The 20,885-nt window shown below is 58.9% G+C and carries 20 protein-coding genes; 4 read left to right on the forward strand and 16 right to left on the reverse strand.

The window, feature by feature from the left end:
* Positions 1 to 2: 2 nt before the first annotated feature.
* On the reverse strand, positions 3 to 704 hold the full coding sequence (locus DXD77_RS06850) for an ABC transporter ATP-binding protein (RefSeq protein ID WP_117648270.1): 702 nt from the start codon (positions 702 to 704) through the stop codon (positions 3 to 5).
* Positions 705 to 975: 271 nt separating this feature from the next.
* On the opposite strand from DXD77_RS06850, the gene DXD77_RS06855 reads away from it, so the two are divergent.
* Positions 976 to 1,614, forward strand: a complete 639-nt coding sequence (locus DXD77_RS06855; RefSeq protein WP_089572341.1) for a GyrI-like domain-containing protein — start codon at positions 976 to 978, stop codon at positions 1,612 to 1,614.
* Between the two features lie 185 nt (positions 1,615 to 1,799).
* Positions 1,800 to 3,044: a chloride channel protein gene (locus tag DXD77_RS06860; RefSeq protein WP_117648271.1), complete on the forward strand. Its 1,245-nt coding sequence runs from the start codon at positions 1,800 to 1,802 to the stop codon at positions 3,042 to 3,044.
* A 69-nt stretch (positions 3,045 to 3,113) separates the two neighbouring features.
* Here DXD77_RS06860 and DXD77_RS06865 read toward each other — a convergent pair whose 3' ends face one another.
* From DXD77_RS06865 to DXD77_RS06890, 6 genes are all read right to left on the reverse strand, one after another.
* Positions 3,114 to 3,788, reverse strand: a complete 675-nt coding sequence (locus tag DXD77_RS06865) for a TIGR00266 family protein (protein WP_117648272.1) — start codon at positions 3,786 to 3,788, stop codon at positions 3,114 to 3,116.
* Positions 3,789 to 3,954: 166 nt separating this feature from the next.
* Positions 3,955 to 5,316 carry a cell wall metabolism sensor histidine kinase WalK gene (locus DXD77_RS06870; RefSeq protein WP_117648273.1) on the reverse strand — a complete coding sequence of 454 codons (1,362 nt, stop codon included), beginning with the start codon at positions 5,314 to 5,316 and terminating at the stop codon, positions 3,955 to 3,957.
* 2 nt (positions 5,317 to 5,318) lie between these two features.
* Positions 5,319 to 6,002 carry a response regulator transcription factor gene (locus DXD77_RS06875; protein ID WP_117648274.1) on the reverse strand — a complete coding sequence of 228 codons (684 nt, stop codon included), beginning with the start codon at positions 6,000 to 6,002 and terminating at the stop codon, positions 5,319 to 5,321.
* 228 nt (positions 6,003 to 6,230) lie between these two features.
* Positions 6,231 to 6,809, reverse strand: coding sequence for a methylated-DNA--[protein]-cysteine S-methyltransferase (locus tag DXD77_RS06880; protein WP_233506764.1), 579 nt, complete (start codon positions 6,807 to 6,809; stop codon positions 6,231 to 6,233).
* A gap of 456 nt (positions 6,810 to 7,265) precedes the next feature.
* Positions 7,266 to 8,291: an aspartate-semialdehyde dehydrogenase gene (locus tag DXD77_RS06885; RefSeq protein WP_117648275.1), complete on the reverse strand. Its 1,026-nt coding sequence runs from the start codon at positions 8,289 to 8,291 to the stop codon at positions 7,266 to 7,268.
* A gap of 173 nt (positions 8,292 to 8,464) precedes the next feature.
* Entirely contained in the window at positions 8,465 to 9,853 is a 1,389-nt protein-coding gene (locus DXD77_RS06890; protein WP_117648276.1) for an aspartate kinase, read from the reverse strand.
* Positions 9,854 to 9,956: 103 nt separating this feature from the next.
* On the opposite strand from DXD77_RS06890, the gene thrC reads away from it, so the two are divergent.
* Together thrC and thrB are read left to right on the forward strand one after the other, a co-directional pair.
* Complete coding sequence (gene thrC, locus DXD77_RS06895) at positions 9,957 to 11,474, forward strand: threonine synthase (RefSeq protein ID WP_117648277.1); 1,518 nt, start codon at positions 9,957 to 9,959, stop codon at positions 11,472 to 11,474.
* 201 nt (positions 11,475 to 11,675) lie between these two features.
* Positions 11,676 to 12,557, forward strand: coding sequence for a homoserine kinase (thrB, locus tag DXD77_RS06900; protein WP_117648278.1), 882 nt, complete (start codon positions 11,676 to 11,678; stop codon positions 12,555 to 12,557).
* 282 nt (positions 12,558 to 12,839) lie between these two features.
* On the opposite strand, the gene DXD77_RS06905 is transcribed toward thrB, so the two are convergent.
* The 9 genes from DXD77_RS06905 to pflB all read right to left on the reverse strand — a co-directional run bounded on the left by DXD77_RS06905 (position 12,840) and on the right by pflB (position 20,686).
* Complete coding sequence (locus DXD77_RS06905) at positions 12,840 to 13,472, reverse strand: helix-turn-helix transcriptional regulator (RefSeq protein WP_117648299.1); 633 nt, start codon at positions 13,470 to 13,472, stop codon at positions 12,840 to 12,842.
* 31 nt (positions 13,473 to 13,503) lie between these two features.
* The gene (locus tag DXD77_RS06910; RefSeq protein WP_117648279.1) at positions 13,504 to 14,187 is read right to left on the reverse strand and encodes a DUF3990 domain-containing protein; all 684 of its coding nucleotides are present in this window, start codon (positions 14,185 to 14,187) and stop codon (positions 13,504 to 13,506) included.
* Between the two features lie 91 nt (positions 14,188 to 14,278).
* A complete protein-coding gene (gene yihA, locus DXD77_RS06915; RefSeq protein ID WP_089572350.1) occupies positions 14,279 to 14,869 on the reverse strand; it encodes a ribosome biogenesis GTP-binding protein YihA/YsxC in 591 nt (196 codons plus the stop codon).
* Between the two features lie 38 nt (positions 14,870 to 14,907).
* Positions 14,908 to 15,648 (reverse strand): 5'-methylthioadenosine/S-adenosylhomocysteine nucleosidase, encoded by a 741-nt coding sequence (mtnN, locus tag DXD77_RS06920; protein ID WP_117648280.1) that lies wholly within the window; start codon positions 15,646 to 15,648, stop codon positions 14,908 to 14,910.
* Positions 15,649 to 15,726: 78 nt separating this feature from the next.
* Positions 15,727 to 15,948 (reverse strand): hypothetical protein, encoded by a 222-nt coding sequence (locus DXD77_RS06925; RefSeq protein WP_117648281.1) that lies wholly within the window; start codon positions 15,946 to 15,948, stop codon positions 15,727 to 15,729.
* 50 nt (positions 15,949 to 15,998) lie between these two features.
* Positions 15,999 to 16,817: a pyruvate formate-lyase-activating protein gene (gene pflA / locus DXD77_RS06930; protein WP_117648282.1), complete on the reverse strand. Its 819-nt coding sequence runs from the start codon at positions 16,815 to 16,817 to the stop codon at positions 15,999 to 16,001.
* A 187-nt stretch (positions 16,818 to 17,004) separates the two neighbouring features.
* Positions 17,005 to 17,859: a DegV family protein gene (locus DXD77_RS06935; protein WP_117637022.1), complete on the reverse strand. Its 855-nt coding sequence runs from the start codon at positions 17,857 to 17,859 to the stop codon at positions 17,005 to 17,007.
* Positions 17,860 to 18,297: 438 nt separating this feature from the next.
* A complete protein-coding gene (gene grcA3 / locus DXD77_RS06940) occupies positions 18,298 to 18,549 on the reverse strand; it encodes an autonomous glycyl radical cofactor GrcA3 (RefSeq protein ID WP_055252439.1) in 252 nt (83 codons plus the stop codon).
* Between the two features lie 85 nt (positions 18,550 to 18,634).
* Positions 18,635 to 20,686 carry a formate C-acetyltransferase gene (gene pflB, locus DXD77_RS06945; protein WP_117635670.1) on the reverse strand — a complete coding sequence of 684 codons (2,052 nt, stop codon included), beginning with the start codon at positions 20,684 to 20,686 and terminating at the stop codon, positions 18,635 to 18,637.
* Positions 20,687 to 20,885 lie beyond the last annotated feature (199 nt).

Raw genomic sequence — 20,885 nt, forward strand, 5'->3', positions numbered from 1 at the left:
CACTACCACTCGATCGTCTCGATAGACACGGGATTTTGCTGAACCGTCTCGCTCTCCACGCGGCCACTCTTAAAGCGGATCAGGCGATCGGCCATGGGCGCCAGCGCGGAGTTGTGGGTGATGATAATGACCGTGATGCCTTGCTTGCGACAGGTGTCCTGCAGCAGCTGCAAGATCTGCTTGCCGGTTTTGTAGTCGAGTGCACCCGTGGGCTCGTCGCATAAAAGCAGCTTGGGGTTCTTGGCCAGCGCGCGGGCGATGGATACGCGCTGCTGCTCGCCGCCCGAAAGCTGCGCCGGAAAGTTAGCGAGGCGGTCGCCCAGGCCAACCTGGCGAAGCGTTTGCTCGGCATCGAGCGAATCGGGGCAGATCTGCGCCGCGAGTTCGACGTTCTCAAGCGCCGTCAGGTTGGGGACCAGATTGTAGAACTGAAAGACAAAGCCGACGTCAGCGCGACGGTATTCCACAAGCTGAGCCTCGTTGGCAGAGCTCACGTCACGCCCGTCCACCGTCACGGTGCCAAAAGTTGCCGTGTCCATGCCGCCCAGAATGTTGAGGGCCGTGGTCTTGCCGGCACCCGAAGCACCCAAAATGATGGCGAGCTCGCCGCGCTCGACCGTAAAGCTCGCGCCGTCGAGCGCGTGGATGCGGGCATCGCCCTCGCCGTATGCCTTGATGACGTCTTTGAATTCGATATAGGCCATCGATTAATTCCCATCTGGTCGGATAACTCTTTAGTATTACCCATTTCCCACCTACCAAAAAGGGACAGGTTTATTTTGGCAGGTTTTATATGGGGAAACGGCAGCTATAGATAGGGCGCCGGGGAGGCCGAGAAATCATCAACGGGGTCAGGCCGACCGCCAAACACAACGCACGCATCTCAATCTGTCAGCCAAATCATTCGAACAGTTGTTCGTTTCTATGATATGATTCAACTATCTAAGCAGGCCAATACGCAGAAAGGCGGCCAACATGGCGTTCGACTTTAAGAAGGAATGCAAGGAGCTCTACAAACCTGCAAGCAAGCCGAGTATCGTAACTGTCCCGCCTATGAGCTACGTTGCCGTTCGCGGAAAGGGTGACCCAAATACCGAAGGTGGCGAGTATCAAAACGCCCTGCCGCTACTTTACGGCATCGCCTATACCGTCAAGATGTCGAAGAAAGGCTCCAGGAGTATCGAGGGCTATTTCGACTTTGTGGTACCGCCGCTCGAGGGTTTCTGGTGGCAAGAGTCCCCGAGCGGCGACATCGATTATGTACGCAAGGACAATTTCAACTTTATCTCGTGCATCCGCCTGCCCGATTTCGTCACCCGAGATGACTTTGGCTGGGCAGTCGCGGAAGCCACGACCAAAAAGAAACTGGACTTTTCCGCCGTCGAACTGCTTAAAGTTGACGAGGGTCTCTGCGTTCAATGTATGCACACCGGGCCCTACGACAACGAACCGGCGACCGTAGACGCTATGCATGAATACACGACCGAGCTGGGCTATGTTCCCGACTTCTCAGACACCCGTTTACATCACGAAATCTATCTCTCCGATCCACGCAAATGCGCACCGGAGAAACTTAAGACCGTGGTTCGTCATCCTATCAAGCGCGCTGAATAGCGTGGGGCGTCATTTCACGCGCTAGGTTTTAAGCCAGCCAACCAGCCGCCTCCTAGGCCGTCCGGTAATTATCTTGACGCGGCCCGTCGCATCTTATAAGTTTGTTTTGCTAAAGCTGGAAAGCCTCTCAACGATGCGCAACTCCAGCTCTTTTTCTATCAAGAGAGCAAGTGTCGGAAAGCAAAATGTCAGAAAGCAGCGCTTCGAGCAGAATTAAACGCCTGGTCAACACCTATAGTTGCCTCGTGCTCATGGGCGCCGTCGGAATCCCTATCGGCGTTATCGTTGGCGCCATCAGTGCCCTTTTTGGTCGTGTGCTCCTGGCAATCGGCGCCTTCCGTGACGAGCACATCGTACTGCTCCTTCCCTTCCTCGCCCTCATGGGCTTGGCCATCGTATTTGCCTACCTCACCTGGGGCAAAGGCACCGATCGGGGCATGAGCTTAGTATTCGACGTAGGTCACGGATGCGAGGACGCCATCTCCCCGCGTCTGGTGCCGCTCATTATGCTGAGCACGTGGGCCACGCATCTCTTTGGCGGCAGCGCGGGACGCGAAGGCGTAGCCGTGCAGATCGGCGCAACCGTCTCGCATTGGATCGGCCGACGTCTACCTTTCCGAGAACCCGGCAACACGTTTTTGCTTATCGGCATGGCCGCCGGCTTTGCCGGACTCTTCCGAACGCCCCTCGCCGCCACGGTCTTTGCGATCGAAGTACTGGTCGCAGGACGCATGGAATACCGCGCGCTGTTTCCCGCGCTTACAGCCTCGCTCGCCGCAAGCATGACCTCCGGCGCTCTGGGGCTCGAGAAGTTTGAGGTCGCCGTTACCGCCTCGTATGCGCTCGACCTCCCCGGTCTTGGACGACTGGCGTTGTTGGGTATCGCGTTTGGTATGGTAGGTGGAGCTTTTGCCTGGTGCCTTGCCCATGCCAAGACCCTTGCAGCGCGGCTGCTCCCCAGCCCTTACATACGCGTTGCCGTTATGGGCCTTGCGCTGTCGGCGATTCTGTTCGCGCTGTGGCAGGGGCGATACTGCGGCCTTGGCACCAACCTGATATCCGCGGCACTGGGTGACAACGGTGAGGCGTCGATCATGCCTTGGGACTGGGCGCTCAAATTCGTACTCACCATCGCCACGCTTGCCGCAGGATATCAGGGTGGCGAGGTGACGCCGCTGTTCTCCATCGGAGCCAGCCTGGGTGTCGTACTCGCCGGGATTCTCGGCATGCCCGTCGAGCTCTGCGCCGCGCTGGGATACGCCGCCGTCTTTGGCAGCGCCACCAATACGCTGCTCGCGCCCATCTTTATTGGCTGCGAGGTCTTTGGCTTTAGCAGTCTGCCGACGTTCTTTATTGTCTGCGTCGTGGCCTACCTGTTCAACATGGATAAGTCGATCTATGCGCTGCAGGAGCACAGCCGCACCCGATAAACAGGGCGTTTGCCACCAAAAAACGCGCACGACAGGCCGGGCCCGCCGCGCGCGTCATCCTATACACGATTAGTTATTGTTGTTGGTCATCGAAGCCACTGCTGCCGCAAGATTGGAAATGGGCATTGTCTGCAGCCAGATGCGCCCCGGACCGGTGAGCACAGTGTTGAACACGCCTTCACCGCCAAACATGATGTTTTTGACGCCCTTGACCATATGCGCGTCGATGCTCACCGTCTCCTCAAAGCCGGCCACGTTGCCGGTATCTACAATCATTTGCTGGCCAGCAGCAAGCTCGTACTCAACTAGGTCGCCGTCGATCTCGGCAAAGGCAATACCCGAGCCCGTGAGCTTTTGCATGATAAAACCCTCGCCGCCAAAGACGCCGGTCTTTGCCTTCTTGTTAAAGTGGATGCTCAGCTCAACACCACTTTCCGCGGCAAGGAACGAACGCTTCTGCAAAATCCAGCTCTTACCAGGGCCAATCTCGATCGGTATAATGCGGCCGGGGAAGCAAGAGCCAAACGCAATCATGCCATCGCCGTGCGCGGTCCAAATGTTTTGGAACAACGCCTCACCCGAAAAAGCCTTAGAGAACATCTTGCCTATACCACCGCCCGAGGTGGACATCTCCATGTTGGGGGTCATCCAGACCATGGCACCGCTTTCGGTGATCATGGATTCGCCGTCGCTAAGGTTGCACGTAACAACCGGGAAAGCCCCTCCGCCGATCTCGTACTGCATGACCGTCTCCTTTCCTTCGGGAGCCGAACAACGATGTCCATATTTTAGCAGTTAGAGGTGCGTTTATTTGGGTCGGTGGCGTTCATGGCGCCGATCACCGCCAGCCTCCGCTGCCGTCTGCACAGATAAAACCTGCCAAAATAAACCTGTCCCTATTTGGCAGGTCTTAGAGGCGGACGGTGAAGGTAATCTGGTTACCGTGGCCGCAGACAGAAGCGCTCCCGCCATGGGCTTCGGCGATGGCACGCACCACGGATAGGCCCACGCCCGAGCCGCCCGTCTTGGAGCTGCGCGACACGTCCGCACGATAGAAGCGGTCGAACAATCGATCTAGGTCGCCTTCGGGCAGCTCGTCCACGGCGTTCGATACGACAAGCTCGGTGGCGCCCTTACCCTTAACGCGCGAAACGGCACGCAGGCTCAGCTCAATCACGCTGCCCTCGCTCGCATAGCGCGTGGCGTTGTCCAGAAGCAGCTCAACCACCTGCGCCACCGCCGCAGCATCGGCATGGGCCCGCACGCCGCACGCAATCGACGTCGACAGACGCTTGCCGCGCGAAACCGCCACCGATTCAAATGGCGTCGCAGCCGTGTCCACGGCCTCCGAAAGATCAATCGTCGCCATAGTAAAGCCTGCCGAACCCTCGTCCATACGCGCCAGGAACACCAGACGCTCCGTGAGCGCCGTCAGCCGCGCAACCTGCTCGTGAATGCTCTGCGTCCACTCACTTTCGCCGCTCTCGATCTCTTGTACCTCATTGGCGGCGTCAATTACAGCCAGCGGCGTCTTGATCTCGTGGCTCGCATCGGTAATAAAGCGCTTTTGCTTGCTGTAGCTCTCGACCATCGGTCGAATCACCGCGCCCGAGGCACCCGCCACAATTGCCAGCACCGCCAGCCAGCCAATGCAACTGATCGCCACGCTCGCGCTCAAAAACGAATGAAAGCTTGCAAGCTCGCGCGAGCAGTCCACGAACACATAGGTGATCTCGTCGTCCTGGACGTCGGTCGTATAACGATAATTGCCAGAGAAGCCCGAGGTCCAGCCCTTGGCATGCAGCCTTGCGGCAATACTGGCGGCGCGCTTGGCACCAACCGCGGCAATGCGGGCCGTATTGACATCGGCAACCTGTCCGGCGTCAATCGTCACCGTAAAGTAGCGCGTGTCGAAGGGAGACTCCGCCGTCATGCCTTCGAAGTGTCTGATGCGAACGCCCGCTTGGCTATCGCCGGCATCCTTGCCATTAGCGGGCTCGGCTTTAGACTCGTCCCCCCAATCGATACCGTCCTTGCCCGCCAGAATATAGTCCAGGCGAGCATCGGCCATCTTGCAGACATGCGAATAATTGACGATGTTGATGCCGGCGATGATGAGCGTGAGCACCACGGTCACGGCGCCCATGGCAACGAGGATAAACTTGCGACGCAGACGGCGGCCCAATGCGTCAACAGAATTAGCCCGCCCCTTACTACTCGAGGCGGCGTGAAACCACTCCGTCATGCGCTTGCACCACGCGCTCGCGCTCACGCTTATTCGCCTTCCTCGACAACCTCGAGCGAATAGCCCTGGTTACGCGACGCGCGAATGGCAACGTTGGCACCAAGCGCCGTCAGCTTTTTGCGCAGGTACGAGATATAGACCCACACCACGTTGGCGCCTTCGGGCGCGTCCTCACCCCAAACCTCGAGCATCAGACGTTCAGTGGGCATGCGCGTGCCGGCGTTGCGCATAAAGAGTTCCATAAGCTGAAACTCGCGATTGGCCAGGTGCTCCTCGCCCAAGGGTCCCACAAGCGTGCAAGCCGCCGTGTCGAGGCGCACGTTACCCACGCTGAGCGTCGTGGCGTCAATTGCCGTCGCGGCACGCGTCATGGCACGAATACGCGCAAGCAGTTCCTTGGCGGCAAACGGCTTGGTCAGGTAATCGTTGGCACCGGCATCCAGGCCCTCGACCTTATCGGACACCTCGCTTTTTGCCGTGAGCATGATGATGGGCAGTCGCTTTCCGGCGGCGCGTGTACGCTTGAGCACCTCGATGCCGTCCATGCCGGGCATCATGATGTCCAGGATTGCGGCGTCGTAATCGTTGGTGAGTAGATTCTCGAGCGCCGTCAAGCCGTCGAGGGCGGTGTCAACCTCGTAGTCGCTATGTTGAAGAATCGCGGTGAGGGCGCGGGAGAGACCAGGTTCGTCCTCGGCAAGCATCAGCTTCATAGTTGCTCCTTTGGCGCATGGCTCTACAGGTTTCGATACTGCCGATGATAGCGTACCGTCAACCGCCTTAGCGCAGCCTTAGCTGCTCAACCTGCGCGTTTTTAAATACGCAGGATGTGGCTTAGCCAAACTTAAGGCGCACGTGTCGAGCGCTTTGACGCATGCCGGGCGCGAAGGGACAGTGACTCGTCCTTTCACGGCGTCCTAGTTATGCAAAGTGCTCGAGCGTTACTCCTCGTACGCGCCCTCAAGCCGAAGCAGCCACTCCTTGCGGTCAAGCCCGCCGGCATATCCGTTGAGCGAACCATCGGCGGCAACTACGCGATGGCACGGCACGATAATCGAAATGGGATTACGCGCGACCGCAGCCCCCACAGCACGGGGAGATACAACGGGTGCCTCGTTCCCCGGCACCCGATGGCGGGCGGCAACACGCTGGGCGATCTCGCCATACGTAGCGACCTCGCCACGCGGGATAGAAAGCAGCTCGTACCAGACTTCACGCTGAAACGCCGTGCCAATCAAATGCAACGGCGGCGTATACCGAGGCTCCTGCCCTGCAAAATAAGCATTCAACCAAGCCCAAGAACGCTCGAGCACCGAGGAGGCCGCACCATTTGCGGGATTCACCAAAGATATTCCACCGGTACCGGAAACCGCGTCGGCGCCTTCAACATGTTCGGAGTCTTCCCGGAGAAGCGTGGAACCAAAGTGCTCCTGCCCCTCAAACCAAAGCCCCGTCAGACCGCGGCCATCAGCGGCAAGCAAGATTTCGCCCAAAGGCGAGGCAAATGTCGTCGTGACCACCAGCGGCTCCTTTCAAAACTCCGCAACATAATACCGCGAATTGTGCAGACAACCCCAATCGACCCCAAAGTCACCCAAGGCAGCAAGCGCGACAGCGCCGCAGCTGCCGCACGACCCCAAAGTCCCCGCAGGCAGCAGGCGCAACGCGCCACAGCTGCCGGCCGCGCCCCAAAGTCCCCCAAGGCGGCAGGCGCGAAGCGCCGGGGCCGCCGCCGGGACCAGGGCCCGCAACAACCACGTGCCCCCACATCAGCCCAGCGGCCCCAACCAACAACGGCCCCATCGCGGGCAGCTCGCAGCAACGTCACCGCAGGCGGGGGCCGGGCTTGGTTTTCAGAACACTCCGCAGACCAGTGTGGCGCCTTGTCCGCGGCTCCGAAGGAGCAGGACAAGGCGCCACACATGGTCGAGGACGTTCTGAAAACCAAGCCCGGCCCCCGCCGGACAGGTCAACCGCTACTCGCAGAGCAGCTTAGCGATCTGGACGGCGTTGGTTGCCGCGCCCTTACGGATTTGGTCGCCGCAGCACCAGAAGGTGATACCGCGCACGGCCTCGGGGTTCGAGATGTCGCGACGCACGCGGCCGACCCAAATCAGGTCCTGGTCGGACGTATCCATCGGCATGGGGAAGCGATCGTGCGCATCCTCGGCGCTCATATCGTCAACCAGCTTCACGCCCGGAGCGGCAGCCAGCGCAGCACGGGCCTCCTCGACCGTAATGTCGCGCTCAAACTCGAGCGTAATGCTCTCGGAGTGCGAACGCAGCACGGGCACGCGCACGCAGGTGCAGTTCACGCGCAGCTCGGGCAGATGCATGATCTTGCAGCCCTCGTTTTGCAGCTTCATCTCCTCGGAGGTAAAGCCCTCCTCCTTGACACCGCCAATCTGCGGAATCAGGTTGCTCGCGAGCTGGGCGGCAAAGGCGCGCGGCTCGGGAATCTCCTCGCCGCGGCCCAGAGCGGCCAGCTGAGCCTCGAGCTCAGCCATACCGGGAGCGCCAGCGCCCGAAGCCGCCTGGTACGTCGAAACGATCATGCGCTTCACGCCGGCGAGCTGATGCAGCGGCCACGTAGGAACTAGGCCGATGATGGTCGCGCAGTTGGGGTTGGCGATAAGGCCGTGATGCCACTTGATGTCGTCGGCATTGATCTCGGGCACGACCAGCGGCACCTCGGGATCCATGCGGAAGGCGTGGCTGTTGTCGACCACGACGGCGCCGCGCTTGACGGCCTCGGGCAGCAGCTCCTTGGCGATATCGTCACCGGCAGCGCCGAGTACGATGTCGCAGCCCTCAAAGGCCTCGGGGCAAGCCTCTTCGATCACGATCTGCTCGCCGTGGAACTCAACGGTCTTGCCCGTGGAGCGCGCGCTCGCTAGCAGCTTGAGCTTGCCGACCGGAAACTCCTGCTCGTTGAGGCACTCGAGCATCTGGGTGCCCACGGCTCCCGTCGCGCCCAAAATAGCAACCGTGTACTGTTTCATGCTTCCCCCTTTAAAGGTTGTGGCTTTTGCCCGCACGCCGAGCAGGCCGATTATTGTTGCCAGTGTATACAAGAACGGGGCGGATACAAAACCCGCCCCGTCGAAACGAAACCGAAACGAAACGCCCCGCCGTAGTTTTTGAGGCAAGTCCCAAAAATCTACTGGGATAGCAGCTACTTGTAGAGCGCGGCCGGGGCGGGATCGACCGGCACGGGAGCCTCCAGGTCGGAGACCTTCACAATGCCGTTCTCGTCGGAGAAGGCGCGGTAAATGGTCCGAATCGCCAGATCGAAGTCCTTCTCCTCTACGCCGATAATGATGTTGATCTCGTCGCAGCTCTGCGAAATCATGCGCACGCTCACGCCGGCCTGGCCGAGCATACCAAACAGGTGGCCGGAAATACCGGCGCGGCCGCGCAGGTTGCGGCCGACGGTCGCGATGAGCGCCAGGCCCTCAACAACCTCGATCTCGAGCGGCTCGACCTCCTGCTGAATGTCGCCCACGAGCGAGTACAGCGAATCGCGCACATCCTGCTCCTGCACCACGGCGCCAAAGCGATCGACGCCGGTGGGCATATGCTCAACGGAAACGTCATAGCGCTCGAAAACCGAAAGCGCGCGGCGCATAAAGCCGACGCGGGGCTTGGTACGGTCGCGGGCCACGTTGATGGCGACAAAGCCGCGCTTGCCGGTCACGCCGGTAATGATGGGCTCCGCCTCGCCCTCGTCTGCGGTCTCGCTAATGATGGTGCCGGGATCCCGCGGGGCGTTGGTGTTCTTGATGACCAGCGGAATGCCCGCCTCGCGCACGGGGAACACGGCCTCCTCGTGCAGAACGCTCGCGCCCATGTACGAAAGCTCGCGCAGCTCCTCGTAGGTAACGCGCGCGATGGGCTGAGCCTCGGGAACAATACGCGGATCGGCAGAATAGAAGCCCGAGACGTCAGTCCAGTTCTCGTACAGGTCGGCACCCAGGCACTTGGCCAGGATCGAGCCCGAGATATCGCCACCGCCGCGGTCGAGCAGCTTGATCTGCCCCTCGCGCGTCGCGCCGTAGAAACCGGGCATGACAAAGCCGCCCTGCTGGCCATACTCCTGCACCAGCTCGGAAGTGCGGTTCATGCTGAGCGTACCGTCGTGATGGAACGCCACGACCGTCGCGGCGTCCAGGAACGGCAGGCCCAGGTACTCGGCCATCAGGCGGGCGGTAAAGTACTCGCCGCGGCTCACGAGCTCCTCGGTGGAGTAGCCGCCCGAGCGGGCGCGCTCGGCAAAGGCCGCAAACTCCTCGCGGATGGGATAGGTGAGCTCCAGCTCGTCAGCGATATCAAAATAGCGCTGGCCGATGTCCTCGAGCAGTTCCTCGCACGACACGTGATACTTAACGTGTGCGTTAACCAGATAGAGCAGGTCGGTCACCTTGGTGTCACCCTTAAAGCGGCGACCGCAGGCGGAAACCACCACAAAACGGCGGGCCGGGTCGGCATCGACAATGGCCTTGATCTTCTTGAAGTGTTCGGCGTCGGCGACCGACGAGCCGCCAAACTTGGCAATCTTTATCATGGCGTGGAGGTTACCTTTCTAAAAGCCTCTGCAAACCTGTTTTGCGCGCTCTGATACCATGGGTTCACCGATTGGGACCAAGGCATCCGAGGAGCAGTGTTATATGGGAACTTATCATAGTACACGAGGACGCACTTTATCGTGCTCAAGTAAGGTGGCAATCCGCGCCGGCATCGCTCCCGACGGGGGTTTGTTCGTCTCGGACGAGCTTGGCACCCAGCAGCTCGATATCAGCACACTTGCCGATAAATCGTACTTTGAAATCGCTCAAGATGTGTTGGGAATGTTACTGAATGATTACACGCCCGAAGAAATTTCGGCCTGTGTGAATGAGGCATACCGCGGCACGTTTGCAAGCGAAGAGGTCACGCCGCTCGTCAAACTCGACGCCGCACCGGGCGCCGACGCCCCTCAAACCTATGTAATGGAGCTCTTTGGCGGCCCCACGAGCGCCTTCAAGGACGTCGCCCTGCAAATGCTCCCCCGCCTCATGGCCCGCACCTCCGCCAAGGACGGCGGCGCCGAGCGCATCATGATCGTCACCGCCACGTCGGGCGACACCGGCAAGGCTGCACTCGCCGGCTTTGCCGATGCTCCGGGCACGGGCATCTCCGTCTTTTATCCCGAGGGCAAAGTCAGCCGCGTGCAGAATCTGCAGATGTCCACGCAGGAGGGCGATAACGTCGCTGTCTGCGGCATCCGCGGCAACTTCGATGACGCCCAGAGCGCCGTCAAGCGCATCTTTGCCGATAAGGAGCTTGCCGAGCGCCTGGAGGCCGCCGGCACCGTGCTTTCGAGCGCCAACTCCATCAACGTCGGCCGTTTAGTGCCGCAGGTCGTCTACTACTTTGCCGCCTATGCGCAGCTGCTGCGTGCCGGCGCTATCGAGGCCGGCGACGCCGTTGAGTTCTGCGTGCCGACCGGCAACTTTGGCGATATCCTGGCCGGCTACTACGCCAAGCGCATGGGCCTGCCCGTCGCCAAGCTCGTCGTCGCAAGCGACAAGAACAACGTGCTGGCCGACTTTTTGACCACCGGCGTCTACGACCGCAACCGTCCGTTCTTCACGACCATCTCGCCGTCGATGGACATCCTTATCAGCTCCAACCTGGAGCGCATGCTCTACTTCCTGTCCGACGGCGACTGCGAGCTCGTTGCCGGCCTTATGGAGCAGCTGGCACAGACCGGTCGCTACGAAGTGCCCGCCAATCTGCTCGCAAAGATTCAGAGCGTCTTTGGCTGCGGCTGGGCCAGCGAGGACGAAGTCCGCGCTGCCATCAAGAGCTGCTGGGACGCAAACGGCTACGTGATTGACCCGCACACCGCCTGCGGCTATCACGTCTTTGAAAAAGTCACCCCCGCCGAGGGCGCCAAGGCCCGCGTGCTGCTTTCGACCGCCAGCCCCTACAAGTTCCCGCGCGCCTGCTGCGACGCTCTGGGCCTCGACGTTCCCGAGGATGATTTTGAGGCTATGCGTGTGCTCGAGCAGGCCACCGATACGGTCGCCCCGGCACAACTTGCCGAGCTCGAGTCCAAGCCCGTCCGCTTTGAAGACGTCTGCGACGTCGATGAGATGGCAAGCTACGTCGAGTCTGCAGCAAAACGAATGAGCACCAACTAAACCCCTTATTAAGCGCCGGCGAAAGCCGGCGCACCTTCTTTTTATTAAGCTTTCGGGATGATGACGAGCATGCGAGCGGGTCTGGCCGTTTAGTTCGTCGCGAGTTCCGCACGAGCCGGAAAGCACTTAATGTGCTTTCCGAGCGAGCCAGGACTGCCCGAGCAGCGAACTAAACGGCCAGACCCGCCCAGGAGGACCCACATGATCAAAATCACCGTCCCAGCAACCAGCGCCAACCTAGGCATCGGCTACGACACCCTCGGCATGGCCGTCAGCCTCTACTCGCACTTCACCTTCGAGCGTACCGACAAGCTCACCATCACGGGCTGCCCCGAGGAGTTCCAAAACGAGAACAACCTGGTCTATGTGAGCTTTGTCGATGCTCTGGCCGCCTGGGGCGAGCAGGCCTTCCCCGTTGCCATCGACATCCAGACCGACGTGCCCGTCGCTCGCGGCCTGGGTTCCAGCTCCACCTGCGTCGTCGCTGGCATCATGGCGGCCGCCGCGCTGACGGGCCACACCGTCGACCGTGCCGAGCTCGTCCGCATTGCCACCGAGGTCGAGGGCCATCCCGATAACGTCGCCCCTGCCATCCTGGGCGGTGCCGTTTGCTCCTTTACGCCGACTGATTCGCTCCCCCAGTGCCTGCGCTACGAGGTAAGCGATCGCTTGCGTTTTATTACCGTGATTCCGCCCTACGAGGTGCATACGAGCGAGGCGCGCAAGGTTGTGCCGCAGGAGATTCCACTCTCCACCGCCGTATGGCAAATGGGCCGCATCGCCGGCATGACGCGCGGCCTGGAGACCGGCGACCTGGATCTGATTGCCGCCGCCAACGACGACCGCATCCAAGAGCCGTATCGCCGTCGCCTCATCCCCGACTACAACGCCGTGCGCGACACCTGCCTTAACGGCGGCGCTAAGACCATCTGGATCAGTGGTTCGGGCTCGACCCTCATGGCCGTGACTGACGACACCATCGTGGCAAAGTTCCTACAGGTCAAACTGCGTGAACAGTTCCCCAAGTGTGACACGCACATTCTGACGTGCGACACGGAAGGCGCCCAGATCGAATACCTGTAGTCGCCGTACCTTATACCCGCCGGGGAGGCCAGGGGCTTTGCCCCCAAATCGTCCTCGGACATGGCAGGACCCCCGCTGCGCACTTCGTGCGGCGGGGGTCCTGTCGTCCTGCGGAAAGATTTGGGGGCAAAGCCCCTGGCCTCCCCTATGTTAACTTCGCTGGCGGCGGCTACAGGGACCTACGCTCTGGAAAGTCGCCGGGCTGATAGTTGCTTTTTATTGGTAGGGGCTCTTGCTAGGCTGGAGCACTTCCTAGAGGCGGGCATCGGCTGTGTGCTTGGTTTAGGCGGCGCTGGTTTCTTTGTATTCGAAGACTGGTTCTAGGAGATCTTCGATGTTGCAGTGGAGGGCTTTTGCTATGGCTCTTACGCCTGTTACCGAAGCTTCATTGATGTTTCTCTGGCGCTGCTCGTACATTTGGATTGAGCGGAGTGATACGCCCGATTCGTATGCCAGGTCTTGTTGGGTTTTCTTGAGCCGCTTTCTTGCTAGCGCCAGTTTGGTTTGACGAGGTGTTTTCTTCGCCATGTCGCAAATAAGACGCGTCACACGTTCCTCCGAGGCTTCGTGCCAGGGATGATACAGGTTATGCAGCACATCAAACGGAGCGACATGCAGCAGGTCTTCAAAAGACTCTCCCAGGCGCCACTGCAGATACGCCAATATCCAGCCCGTCCAGTATTCCGGTGTTTTCTCAAATCGATAGGTGCGGTCCGGCATAGACGTGGCTTCATAGCCCGACCTTTCGGCGATCAGTGCGAACAGCTCAACGCCCGATTTTCCCGATACGACCCATGCGTTGCCACGCTCAAACTCGCGGGCAACCCCGCTCAGACAAAAGAGTTCAGCAACTTCAGATCCTTCTGCTCCATAGTCATTGACGGCATAGTCAAAGCAGTCACCGAGGTTGTTCATTGCATCCTCGAGGTAGTAGACGGGGTATGTCCTACTCGGCCCACAATCCGTTAACTCTTGGATCATTTAAATCAACCCTCCCTGCCATTAAATCCCTAATGTCGATACCTTCGGAATCGAACCCGTTAACCGTATCCAAGTATTTGCGTCGAGCATTCTGCTCACGCTCAAAACGCTTGGGATAAAACTCAGACCCCGAAGCCTGCTTCCAATCGCAGAATCTAATCACCGAAAAAGCGCGCTCGCTCATAAGAGCATATTGAATACCCAAATCACCCAAGCGCATGATACGTTGCAGCTGTCTGAGCGATATCATGCCGCTGACAAACTGTCTTGCAAACGAAAAATAGGAGTCGTCAGCGCGATAGCCCCGAATAACGTCATATGAAGAAATATCAATCAGGCAGTTATCAAGTAGAAATCGTAGCCCTTCGCGCGCCAATGGCGTCGAGACATTGAACTCTCTGTTATTCGCCAGAATTGCAAGCCAGTTGAGAATCGAGAACTCACCTGATTCCAAATCCAAAATCGCAAGACCATCTAAATCAAGCTCATATCGATTCGCAATGCCATCAGACTCGGTCCGACATGCCCATTCCATCGCCATTTCCTCATGTGGCGTGCAATAAAACCCACGCCCATAGTCGTTGAACTGTCTACATCTATCCAGCGATGGATGTTCGACAACAACCTCCGACCCGTGCCATAGCTCCATAGCGACCTCCAAAAAATATCACCTCAGTGATAGTTTACCAATAACTATCACTGAGGTGATATAGATAGGAGCTTTGGGGGGGTTAACCTGATTAGAGGCAAGCCTCAGCGATGCGGCGCTTGAGCTCGTCGATGCCCACACCGGTCTGGGAGCTTGTGATGATTACGTTCTCGGCCGGGACATTGAGCTGCTTTTTGATGGCTGCTGCCTGGCGGGCCTGCTGGGTGCGGCTGAGCTTGTCGGCCTTGGTGAGACAGACGATAAAGTTGAACTCGTTGCCCTGCAGATAGTCGATCATGTCGTGATCGAGCTTGCTGGGGTCGTGACGAATGTCCACCAGCGAGACGACCAAGTTAAAGCTGCGCTCCGAGTCGAAGAAGTCGCCGATAAGCTCTGCCCAGCGGTCGCGCTCGGCCTTGGAACGACGGGCGAAACCGTAACCCGGCAGGTCCACGAAATGCACGTCGTCGGCCTCAAAGAAGTTGATGTTGCTCGTCTTGCCCGGCGTGCTGGAAACCTTGACCAGGTTCTTGCGGCCAAAAAGCTTGTTCATAATCGACGACTTGCCCACGTTGGAGCGGCCGACAAAGCTCACCTCGGGGCAGGTGGACTCGGGAATCTGCGAAACCTTGCCATAGCTGGCAACGAACTTGGCAAGCTGGTAGTTAATGGAATCGGCCATGGACACTCCTTGGTCGTAGGTTCTTACAAAAGAGCGCGCTAATAGATAGCAGCGATACGGCGGACGATATCGAGCGTAATGCCACTCGCGGTACGGGCATACTCGAACAGGTCGAACTCACGGTCGCAAATCGCATCGTACGCCTCGTCACAATTATCGCTGATAGCGCGCAACACCAGGCAATCGACACCATTTTTAGTTGCGACATGGGCAATCGCCGCGCCCTCCATGCCAACACAATCGGCATGCGTCGCCTCGATAGCGTCGTTGCGCATGGCGGCACCCGTCACAAAACGGTTGCCCGTGGCAATCGTGCCGACCAGGAACTGCTTGGTGCCCTCGTTCGAAGCGGCTGCATTTGTCGAAGCATTGACAAAGCCACGCTCAGCAAGCACATCGGCAGCAATATCGACCAGCGCAGGCGTCGAGCCAAACTCCTCGAGCCCCGGTGCAGACTCGGCGATAAGCGCGGTATCGGTATCCAGATAGCGCAGGCGTTTGCCAATGACTACGTCGTCGATATGGAGCTTGGGGTTCAAACCGCCTGCAATGCCCGAAAACACAACAGCCTGCGGAGCATACTTGCTAATGAGGTGCTGTGTTGCGGCGGCAGCGTTCACGGTACCCATGCCCGCCGTTGTGGCGACAACTGTCAGTCCGTCGAGCCCGCCGGCCACAACGTTCAAGCCCGCCTCCTGTACCATGCAAACGTTACTCAACTCTTCCTTAATCTGCATGATCTCTTTTTCGAGCGCACCGATAATCGCGATGGTAGCCATGCCATTCCCCAAACCTATACGAAATACTCAACCACGGTATGGTACCAGCATTTTGTTTGACCTCGCCAAACGAACACGCTAAGCCAGCGTAGCGCGGGTATCATAGAGCGCCTTGGCGATGGCAGTCACAACCTCACTCGAATGGTCGCTCCATGGCATCGATGTCATGATGCTCATAATGTAGGTGTCGCCGTCAACATCAATGAGGCCAGCATCGCACGTCGCATTGCAACCTGCCTCGCTGATCCAGCCGGCCTTGTTGCGCACCAAAGCTTGGTCGTCCGCAATGCCATCGCGCACTCATTTATGTCTGTCCCCAATGAGTGCCCTTGGGGAGCGAAAATGGCTCGCTAGCCGATGGCGTTTTTGAGTTCCGCACGGCGCTTTTTCATGCCGGCCATGACGGCGTTGCGCAGCTCGGGCATGCGCGCGGTATCCATCTGGGGCACGCCCTCGAGCTTATAGGGAATACCCAGCTGCTCGTACTTGACGACACCCATCGTGTGATACGGCAGCATTTCCAGGCCCACCACGTTGTGCCATGGAGCGATCAGGCGACCGAGCTTCTCGCATTCCTCCGCCGTATCGGTGATACCCGGCACCACCACGTGGCGAATAACAACCTTAATCTTGCGACGGGCAAGCTCATCGCCAAACGCCAGGATGCGCGCAGGATCGCAACCGGTCAGCTTTTTATGCTCAACCGGATCGGCATGCTTGATGTCGAGCAGCACCATATCGGTCTCGTTGAGAACAGCATCGAACTTCTCCGGATGCTTGGGATCAAATGCATAGCCACAGCTGTCTAGGCAGGTGTGTACGCGGCCATCGGGGTTGTTGTGCATTGCACGGAACAGGTCGGCCAAAAACTCGGGCTGCAGGAGCGGTTCGCCGCCCGAAACGGTAATGCCGCCGCTACGGTAGAACTCATGGTTGCTCTGGAACTCGTCCATGAGATGCTCGACGGTCACCATCGTGCCGCCGTTAACAGACCAGGTATCGGGATTGTGACAATACGCACAACGCATGGGGCAACCCTGAACAAACACTACAAAGCGGATGCCGGGACCGTCGACCGTTCCCATCGTCTCGATCGAATGCACGCGACCCAGGGCATACGCAGAGTCCTCGGGATGAGCATCCACACCCTCAAGCGTCATCTCAGCCATTCCCGCAACCTTGCCTCTCTTTGGTTTTTGTCAATTAAAATGCCAGAGCCATTCTAGCCCATACGCCTGATGGCGAAACGGTTTAGCGGTCAATTTGATCGTCCTATTTGACTCCACGCAAAAGCGGCGGGAAGGTTGTCACAACCCGCTCGCCGCCGAAGCAATAGAAATCGATAGACGCCAGGCCCTACGCCTTAAGCGTAAGCACCGCGCCAAAGGCGGTCGGGCCGCAGTGGCTCGAGATGACGCCGCCGACCTGAGTCCAGGTAACGTCCTTAAAGCCCAGGTCGTGCGCATAGACTTCCATATCGTCGCGCAGCTCCTCGGAAAGGCCCACTGAATACGCCAAACCAATGTGCGAGTAATCAATATCGCCCTTCGCAACCATGTGGTCAATAAAGGCACGGGCACATTTGAGCATAGAGCCGCGGAGCTTCTTGGTCGCCACGAATTTGCCACCCGTTACCTCAATGCAGGGCTTAATCTTGAGCAGATGGGCGCCAAGAAACGCGACGTTGGACAAGCGACCACCCGCCTTAAGGAAGGCAAGGTCCGTAGGAACAAAGCCCAGCAGCACGCGGTCCATCACCGAATTGGTAAAGGCGAAAATCTCGTCGACGGTGGCGTCCGGATGGGCTTCGATATACTTGGCGGTCTCAACGGCGACAAGCGACTGGCCCACCGACACAAAGCGCGTATCCATGGAGAAGACGTAATCGCGGCCCTTTGCCGCAATCTTCGACGACTGATGCGAGCAGGTCGTAACCTCGGAATACGCAAGATGCAAAATGGTCGCATCGGGCCGCTCGGCGTGGATGCGGTCGTACACATGCGCAAAATCCGCCGGCGAGCAACCGCTGGTCTTGGGCATCACACCAAACTCGTTGCAGCGCGAGTAAATCTCAAGCGGGTCGATCGATCCGTCTTCGACGGTCTCGTCACCAATCGTGACATGCATGGGCACGCGCACGATGCCATAGCGCTCGCAGAGCTCCGGCGTCACATCCGAACCAGACTCAACCACGATTACGTACTTGCCCATTATCATCACGACCCATCTCGACGTTGGCTTTTCACTACATGACACACGCCCGGCGCACTGTTGCACAACGGCGTCCAAGCGCCAAAGAGACGCCGCCCTTTGCACATAACAAAGGACAGCGTCTCCCTGGAAAACTCCGTGCTTAACTGAGATTCTACACGGTTTATTGCTAAGTGTTACTTACTCCGCAAACGGTAGCTATACGCGATAAACGGTAGCAAGCAAGAATCCAGAACGCTCAACCCATCAGGAGAGTTCCGCCTAAAGGGTGACTACACAGGACCCCGCCGGGGCTGTTTGGGCTACCTCCCAAAACTTTCCGCAGGACGCAAGAAGCCCTCGCCGCACGAAGTGCGCAGCGAGGGCTTCTTGCATGTCCGAGGACGTTTTGGGAGGTAGCCCAAACAGCCCCGGCGATCCTGCGGGAGTTAAACCCCTTTAGAACTTGTTGTGGAAGGTACGCGAAATGACCTCGTCCTGCTGCTCCTTGGTGAGCGTGTGGAAGTTCACGGCATAGCCGGAAACGCGGATGGTCAGCTGCGGGTACTTCTCGGGGTGAGCCTGAGCGTCGAGCAGCGTCTCACGGTTGAAGACGTTGATGTTCAGGTGGTGGCCACCCTTCTCGGCGTAAGCGTCGAGCATGTGGACCAGGTTATCGGCCTGAGTCTCGGAAACTTCAGAAACCTTCATAATGTGTCTCCTTCGATTGATAGGCGCCGGCCGAAACCGACGCGCTAATCAGTAATCGTTATTGTTAGTATAGCACTAACAATAGTTACTCGCCCAGCTGATCAAGGTCGATATCACCAAAGAACACCTGGTCCTCCTTGCCGAGCGCGCCCGGGATGATGGAGAAGGTGTTGGAGATGCCGTCCTGAGCATCGCGGAACGGGAGCTTGGAAACCGAAGACAGCGAAGCGATGGCGCCGTGGCTATCGCGCTTGTGCATGGGGTTAGCACCCGGGGCGAACGGCTGGCCAGCCTTGCGGCCGTCGGGCGTGGAGCCGGTCTTCTTACCGTACACGACGTTGGAGGTAATGGTCAGAACCGAGGTCGTGGGCACGGAGTTGCGGTAGGTGTCGTTCATGCGGATGTACTCCATGAACTGGTGCACAACGTCGTGAGCGATCTGGTCGACGCGGTCGTCATCGTTGCCGTACTTGGGGAACTCGCCCTCAGTCTCAAAGTCGACGATGATGCCGTTCTCGTCACGGACGGGGTGGACCTTGGCGTACTTGATGGCGGACAGGGAGTCAGCCACGACGGAAAGGCCAGCGATGCCCGTAGCGAACCAGCGATGCACGTGCTTGTCGTGCAGAGCCATCTGGATGCGCTCGTAGCAATACTTGTCGTGCATGTAGTGAATGATGTTCAGCGAGTTGACGTACACGCCAGCGAGCCACTTCATCATGTCGTTGTACTTGGCCACAACGTCGTCGTAATCGAGCGTATCGCCCTCGACGGCGCGGTACTTGGGGCCGACCTGCTTCTTGGAGACCTCGTCAACACCGCCGTTGAGTGCATACAGCAGGCACTTGGCCAGGTTGGCGCGAGCGCCGAAGAACTGCATCTCCTTGCCAATGCGCATGGAGGACACGCAGCAGGCGATACCGTAGTCGTCGCCGTGGTACACGCGCATGAGGTCGTCGTTCTCGTACTGGATCGAGGAGCTGGCGACAGAAGTCTTGGCGCAGAACTTCTTGAAGTTCTCGGGCAGACGGGTCGACCACAGAACGGTCATGTTGGGCTCGGGGCTGGTGCCCATGTTCTCGAGCGTGTGCAGGTAGCGGTAGCTCATCTTGGTAACGAGCGTACGGCCGTCAACACCCATGCCGCCGATGGACTCGGTGACCCACTGCGGATCGCCGGTAAACAGGGCCTGGTACTCGGGGGTACGGGCAAACTTGACCATGCGGAGCTTCATGATGAAGTGATCCACGAACTCCTGGATCTGCTCCTCGGTGAAGGTACCGTTGGCAAGGTCGCGCTCAGCGTAGATGTCGATGAACGTAGAGGTACGGCCGATGGACATAGCGGCGCCGTTCTGCTCCTTGACGGAAGCCAGGTAGGCGAAGTACATCCACTGGATGGCCTCCTGCGTGTTGGTAGCAGGGTTGGAAATGTCGAAACCATAGGTCTCGGCCATCATCTTGAGCTCGCCGAGGGCGCGGATCTGCTCCTGCAGCTCCTCACGATCGCGGATGTTGTCGGCGGTCATGACCGTCGGGGTGGAAGCCTTCTGGGCCTCCTTGTCCTTGATCAGGTAGTCGACGCCGTACAGGGCAACACGACGGTAGTCGCCGATGATGCGGCCGCGGCCATAGCCATCGGGCAGACCGGTGATGATGTGAGCCGAGCGGCAAGCACGCATCTCGGGGGTGTAGACATCGAAGACGCCGGCGTTGTGAGTCTTGCGCTCGAAGGTGTAGCGCTCGACAACGTTCTCGTCGACCTTGTAGCCGTGCTGGCTGGCAGCCTGGCAAGCGATGCGGATACCGCCGTTGACGTGCAGCGCGCGCTTGAGCGGCTTGTCGGTCTGGAGACCGACGATGGTCTCCTTGTCGCGATGGGCGTTATCGATGTAGCCAGCGGGGTGGCTCACGATACCCGTGACGGTCTTGGTGTCCATATCGAGGACACCGCCCTGCTCGCGCTCCTTAAGCAGCAGGTCGAGAACCTCGCCCCACAGCTCCTTGGTACGCTCGGTCGGACCGGCGAGGAACGACTCGTCGCCCTCGTAGGGGGTGTAGTTCTTCTGGATGAAGTCTCGGACGTCAACCTCTCCCGTCCAAATGCCTTCCTTGAAGCCTTCCCATGCCTCCTGCATTGTGTAACCACGCTCCTAGTTACGTATAATGCGGCGCTCTCTCACACCGCTGCTTATTGAATTCTTGAATTATCGGCTTGCACTACCGGCTTCTTCCGTTCTTCACCACACGTTGGTACAGGGAAAAACGTTTGTCCACCTTGGAACTGCAACCCAAAACCCAAGATTTCACCCGTTTGAGAAGGATAGCATAGCCACC

The sequence above is a fragment of the Collinsella sp. TM09-10AT genome (assembly GCF_003436275.1).
GTDB lineage: Bacteria > Actinomycetota > Coriobacteriia > Coriobacteriales > Coriobacteriaceae > Collinsella.